Annotated in this window: 6 protein-coding genes; all 6 read right to left on the reverse strand. The window is 44.3% G+C overall.

Features of this window, described 5'->3' with window-relative positions:
* Window positions 1-303 precede the first annotated feature (303 nt).
* Entirely contained in the window at window positions 304-537 is a 234-nt protein-coding gene (locus AB4Z17_RS31330) for a hypothetical protein (RefSeq protein WP_076268049.1), read from the reverse strand.
* Between the two features lie 592 nt (window positions 538-1,129).
* The gene (locus tag AB4Z17_RS31335; protein WP_441964190.1) at window positions 1,130-1,831 is read right to left on the reverse strand and encodes a PIG-L family deacetylase; all 702 of its coding nucleotides are present in this window, start codon (window positions 1,829-1,831) and stop codon (window positions 1,130-1,132) included.
* Window positions 1,828-2,139: a DUF1806 family protein gene (locus tag AB4Z17_RS31340; RefSeq protein WP_441908771.1), complete on the reverse strand. Its 312-nt coding sequence runs from the start codon at window positions 2,137-2,139 to the stop codon at window positions 1,828-1,830. Before AB4Z17_RS31340 ends, AB4Z17_RS31335 begins: the two co-directional genes overlap by 4 nt.
* A gap of 129 nt (window positions 2,140-2,268) precedes the next feature.
* Window positions 2,269-2,724 (reverse strand): DinB family protein, encoded by a 456-nt coding sequence (locus AB4Z17_RS31345; RefSeq protein WP_441908770.1) that lies wholly within the window; start codon window positions 2,722-2,724, stop codon window positions 2,269-2,271.
* A gap of 191 nt (window positions 2,725-2,915) precedes the next feature.
* Entirely contained in the window at window positions 2,916-4,976 is a 2,061-nt protein-coding gene (locus AB4Z17_RS31350) for a transglycosylase domain-containing protein (protein WP_441964192.1), read from the reverse strand.
* Window positions 4,977-5,301: 325 nt separating this feature from the next.
* Window positions 5,302-5,891: extracellular solute-binding protein (locus AB4Z17_RS31355; RefSeq protein WP_441964194.1), on the reverse strand; the 590-nt coding region annotated here is incomplete at its 5' end.

Genomic DNA, 5,891 nt, shown 5'->3' on the forward strand with positions numbered 1-5,891 from the left:
TCGCTCGCCCTGTCTCTGACAGGTACTTTCGTCGATACGCTCTTACGCACAGTTTTCGCCATACGCAAGTATCCTAGCTACGCGAGGTCTTGGCTCTTCCCACGACCGGACTTTCACCGGCTAGAAGATGCGTGCCTCTGGGCACGCCAAAATAAAAAAATGCCAAGGGCAGCTGTTCGCTCCTTGGCATCCTTTTGACTCCTATTGCCAGATCTAATCTTTATTTCCCCATAGCCTAGCTGCAATCAAGCAGCTCTTCCGAACCATGCATGTCCATGTTATTGACATCCTTGCTCTATTTGATTACGCCTGCATGACAGATTGAGATGCTTTCCCATACGGCTCCGCCAAAAAATAAGTGAAATCCTCGCGTTTATTCAAAAACTGCTCATATTGCACCAAAGCGATCTCATCATCCGGGTTTGTCTCCAAGTAGATTTCCAATTCCGCAATCGTTTCCTCAATTTCAAGTAGGATGTCCCTGTGGCTATGGCTCATCTGTGTACTTAGCTGTAAAGGCTTCCTTGCTTCGTTCAACTTATATGCCTCCTGTTGCCCTATTCTATTGTTTTGCAAAATAAAGGTGTACCTGCAACAATAGGGCTTCGTTAACTAAGATATTCAGAACTTCGTAAAAAAGAACCTCAATTCTTAAAAAAAAGGGTAAACCATTTTTACTCACTGTAAAAAAAGAAATGCCTTTTCCGTTATTATCCATCTTCCTCATGACAGATTCAATGGTACAAAATGATTAGGTTACCATTTACCTATCTCGACTATTTCCCAAGAAATGATCGAAAAACATCGATATATAAACGATTTTCTGCACGCCATTGATTCATCATTCCCCCAACAGGGTATTCAATATTATCAAACTTACTGAGGGAGTGATTCAAATGACGACAAGGCAACAAAATTTAGAGATTGAAGAAAGACATGTTGAAAAGAAATCAGATTCAAGTTTAGTGGCGTCTACATTCATCAAATATGCTGCCTACATTATCATCTTCTTCGGAGCTCTATATTTTCTTGTTCGATATGTATTTCCAATGTTTTAAACAAAATAAAAACAGGCAGTCTTTCAGCAGATTAAGCTGCTTGAAGACTGCCTGTTTCGTATGTGCGTTTATTAAAAAAGATCATCCGCAGTTTTTGGCATAATCGTTTGATTGCCTTGTATAAAATACTCATACTTGCCAAAGCGTGCCAATGCCGCGCTGTCTGCTTCCCATACCCATTCGTCCATTTCGGTTTGACAGCGATGCGCACGAAACGCAGCAAGCTTGGCTTCTAACTGATTACGAACATCAATTTTGACAATGTCCTGCTTCGTGTAACCAAATCGTTCCGGAGCATTCATCATATCGCCGAAACTGATGAAATAAAGCGAACCCGGCTGCTTGCTGCGGTGGAAAGCGGTAGTTGTTGCTTTTCCGATTGCGCAGTGATCAGGGTGTCCGCCCAAAATTTCATGGAATGTAAGGACTACATCCGGATTGATCTCATCCATGAGTACGCCTATTTTTGAGATGAGGCTCTCCGAATCGTAAAATTCAACCATCTTGTCACGGATATCAAAAAAAATAAGATTTGGAATGCCAAGTGCCTCGCAAGCATTCCGCAGCTCTTTTTCCCGAATATCAGGCATAGTCTCTCGATTCACATAAGGCGGGTTTCCCATTCGACGTCCCATTTCGCCTTTTGTCGCACTTACGAGAGTAATTTCAACTCCCATGCTTGCATACTTTGCCAATGTTCCTCCGCAAATAAAGGATTCATCATCAGGATGCGCAAACACAGCTAATAGCTTTTTAACTGCTTTTTCACTCATTCCGGAAACGGCTCCTTTCCAAGCTGCAGAGCAACGTTCATTCTGCCTTTATCATCGTAACCCGCCAGTAATAGCTTCCCCTCCACCGTTACTTCATAATGGGTGAGTGCTTCTGTACGCAGCCAGCCAAGCTCATCAAAGCGAAGAGCTATCCGGTATGAACCCTCGCCAGCAATATGGGCTTCAGTGAGGCTAACCTTGAAGTTTCGGACAAAGACGAAAGAGGTCGCTTCACTATGAATATAAACTTCCTTGCCAATAAATGCTTGAAAAGCAGCGTTCAATTCTGAACTGTTTATTTTGATCATCGTCTCTTCATTCCTATTCTATAAATTTGATAGGAGTTGCCAGATAGGAGGAGTTAATAAAAAGGAGGAGTTGCTTCATGAGACCAACGGCCTGATGTATGAACTCCTCCCCTTATAATACAATTCCTATTATCTGCTTACGAAAAACGGCAATGTTTCGATGCCCAGCAAGCGCAGATAAATGAACAATTGACCTTTGTGATGAATTTCATGATCCTTGCCATTCTCGAGCAAAATGCTTCCAGCCATTTTCATGCCATGGAAGTCGATCTCTTTTTCCAATTGCTCATCCGTTAAAGATTCTAGCAATGCTTTCGTTGAAGCGGTATCTGCTGCTACGATCGCTTTCAGCTCTTCAATCGTTTCAGCTTGTTTAGCTGTTGAAGGTGGCGTGAACACGCCGTTTTTTACCGTTTGTGCGAACATGTCCATTGCTCCATTGATATGGAGAACAAGAGTTGACAACGACATTGCCTTTTCCCAAGGCTTATATTGGAGGTTTTCATTTTGCACAGTATCAAGCATAGCAAGCAATACTTTACGATGATTCAACCAGTTTGTAACAAACACGTTAATTGTTGACATAGGATAATACTCCCCTTTTTCACTCGAAAATTAATTAACCATAGAAAAAATAGTTAATAGCCTATTCATTATACAATGGTTGTCCGACAATTGCATTTTTTCCTGTACAAGCTTATATTATTAAAAACTTGATCCTCCTTAGTTGTTATAACCTTCCACCAATTCCCTGTTACGTTATCACGCCCTATTCCTCAGTTTTTATCCTTATCCTTATCCTTATCCTTATCCTTGTGCCTCTCTTTCTTTCTCTCTTTTTCTTGTTCTCTTTCTTTTTCCTTCTGTTTTTTCCTTTCTTCCCTATCCTTCTTCCAATCCCGTTTCTTATCAGAATCATCATTTTTGTTTGATATATTATTTTTTTCTTTTTCCTCCTTATCCTTCTTCTTCGGCAAAAGATCTGGTGCCTTAGGAAACGGTATAACCGGCTCATCCTTTAATGCATCTGCGAATATAGCTTGAAAGACAACAGCCGCAGCCTTTGAGCTCGTCGACAAATAATGGCTGCTGTCGCTTTGATCGTACCCAAGCCACACCGCGCCTACAAGCTGCGGAGTGTAGCCAACGAACCAATTGTCCTTTGCGCCGTAGCCTGTCGTGCCTAGCATTTGTGTCGTTCCAGATTTCCCTGCAACTGGACGGCCTTCAAGCATTGCAGCAGTACCCGTCCCATCCTTTATGACTCCCTCTAACATAGCTGTCATCGTTCGGGCAATTTCTGGCTCCGTTACTTTCACACTGCCTTCACTCTGCTTGAATTCAGCCAGTACGCTGCCGTCTGCCGATTCGATGCGAGTTATGGTATGCGCATGATTACGAACGCCATCACTTGCGAATACGCCAAAAGCTTCAGCCATCTGAAGCGGCGATACACCCTCATGAAGACCGCCGAGCGCAAGCCCCAGCGAGCGATCCTCATCTGTCAGAGGAATGCCGAAACGCGCCGCCGCATCCATTCCTTTTTCAATACCCATTTCATTAAGCAGCTTCACAGCAGGTATGTTGTAAGAGTTAATAAGCGCTTCATAAAGTGACACTCTGCCATGAAAAGAGCCGTCTGCATTTTTTGGCTCATAGCCGTTAATATTGATCGGTTCATCAACTAGATCATCGCTTGGCTTATAGCCAAGCTCCAGCGCTGGCGTGTATACAGCGATGGGCTTGATCGTTGAGCCTGGCTGACGGCTTAGCTGCGTCGCTCGGTTAAAGCCGCGAAATGGCTGCTCCCCTCTGCCGCCAACAATCGCCCGAATTCCGCCGTCACGCGGATCAATCAGAACAGCACCGCTTTGAATGAGCTGGTCTGCAGCACTATTTGGGAATAGAGATCCCTTCGCATACACCTGTTCCGCCGACTGCTGCATTTTCGTATCCAAAGCAGTATAGATTCGAAGCCCGCCCTGCAGCACTTCATTTTCCGATAACCCATATTGCGTCATCGCCTCACGAATGATCTGGTCCACATAATAAGGATAGTTGATATCATCTACTCGATTAGGCTTTGCGCTCAGTAATTTCACAGGCTCATGAATGGCCTTATTGTATATATCCTCGCTAATCAGCGCTTGATCCTTCATAAGCTGAAGAACCACATTTCTTCGATCAACCGCTTTTTCTAGATGTTTATAAGGAGTTAGGGCGGATGGCGCCTTGATTAGACCAGCAAGCAGCGCTGCCTCCGCTACGCTAAGCTGATTTGGCTGCTTGCCAAAATACGTATGCGCCGCTCTATCGATTCCCCATGCTCCATCACCATAGTAGATTTGGTTGAGGTACTTCTCCATAATATCCTCTTTGCTGTAGCTTTCCTCAATCTTTTTCGCCAAAAGCAGCTCATCCCACTTCCGCGACCAGGTTCTCTCCTGCGACAAAAAGACATTTTTCGCGAGCTGCTGTGTTATCGTGCTTCCGCCCTGTACGGTCCCGCCTGAAGTTATATTTGTCCAAATCGCTCGGCTAATTGCCCGCATATCCATTCCTTCGTGCTCGAAGTAACGTCTGTCCTCTACCGCAACAACGGCATCAACCATATGTTTTGGTATGTCTTCATAGGCAATCTCATCAATTTTATTGAAAGAAATACGGGTAGCTTCCATTCCGTGCTGATCATACAAAATCGTAGCTGCCGGCAGCGGCACCTCAAGCTGTCCAATATCCTGCTTGCCGATCAGGAAACGAAATGCCCCCCATCCGCCTAAAACAGCGATAATAAGCAAAGCTGTACCTATGATCAAAATGTATTTTATCCTTTTCATTTTCTTATTTGACGTTTTATTCTTCTTCATCATTTCTCCCCCTTGCCCTTGCTTCTCTCGGTTCTACATCATTCGCAGCGGAGTATCATTTTTAGTACGTTCGGCCCATGAAGTGCCTTTACATACAAAAAAAAGCCCGGAAACTTTGCCTGCTCCCCAGCATCTTTTAGACTTATTTTAACAATCGCAAACAAATCGCTCATAATTCGTTTAGTCGATGGCAGCATCATGCTTTCATCAAAAAAACCTCTGCACCCTATGCCTCTCGTTTAAACGAGAGACATAGGGCGCAGAGGTTTTTTAAAAGCTTTCCTCACACATCGTATTAAAGATCAGCGAGCACTTGATACCAGACGCCTTTTTTGGAATAAAGGTTTTCTCTAACCTCAGACCAGCCGCCTAGGTAAGAAATATCAAACAATCCTTCCGGCACCACATAACGGTCTTTCGTATCCGCAGCTACCTTCTTGTCTACGGAGCGGAATCCATGATCCACGAAAAGCCGCTGTGCCTGCTCCGTTTGCAAAAAGGCAATAAATGCCTCGGCTACCTTGCGAACACCATGCTTATCCGCATTTTTATCCACGATCGCTGCTGGATTCTCGATTAATATCGTGTCTTTTGGAACAACGATGTCATAATTTACGCCTTTCTTAATTCGAGCGAGCAGCTCGTTCTCGTAAGTGACGATGACATCGCCTACACCATATTCGAAGGCTGCCATCGATGCGCGACCGCTCTTATCAAGCGATTCCACATTGGCATGGACTGCTTTTAGAAAATGCTTCGCATATTCAGCATCCTTTGTACCCGTCTGCTCCTCTGACTGCTTAAGGCCAGCGCCATATATGGCGTTAATGTCCCACTGAGCGCCGCCGGAAGTTTTCGGATTCGGATACAGCACCTTCACACCCT

The sequence above is a fragment of the Paenibacillus sp. TAF43_2 genome (genome assembly GCF_052113545.1).
GTDB lineage: Bacteria > Bacillota > Bacilli > Paenibacillales > Paenibacillaceae > Pristimantibacillus.

Excerpts from the sequence above, each read along its gene's own strand:
- AB4Z17_RS31350 (WP_441964192.1), bottom strand. The coding sequence starts at position 4,976 with ATGAAAAGGATAAAATACATTTTGATCATAGGTACAGCTTTGCTTATT.
- AB4Z17_RS31340 (WP_441908771.1), bottom strand. The coding sequence starts at position 2,139 with ATGATCAAAATAAACAGTTCAGAATTGAACGCTGCTTTTCAAGCATTT.
- AB4Z17_RS31335 (WP_441964190.1), bottom strand. The coding sequence starts at position 1,831 with ATGAGTGAAAAAGCAGTTAAAAAGCTATTAGCTGTGTTTGCGCATCCT.
- AB4Z17_RS31345 (WP_441908770.1), bottom strand. The coding sequence starts at position 2,724 with ATGTCAACAATTAACGTGTTTGTTACAAACTGGTTGAATCATCGTAAA.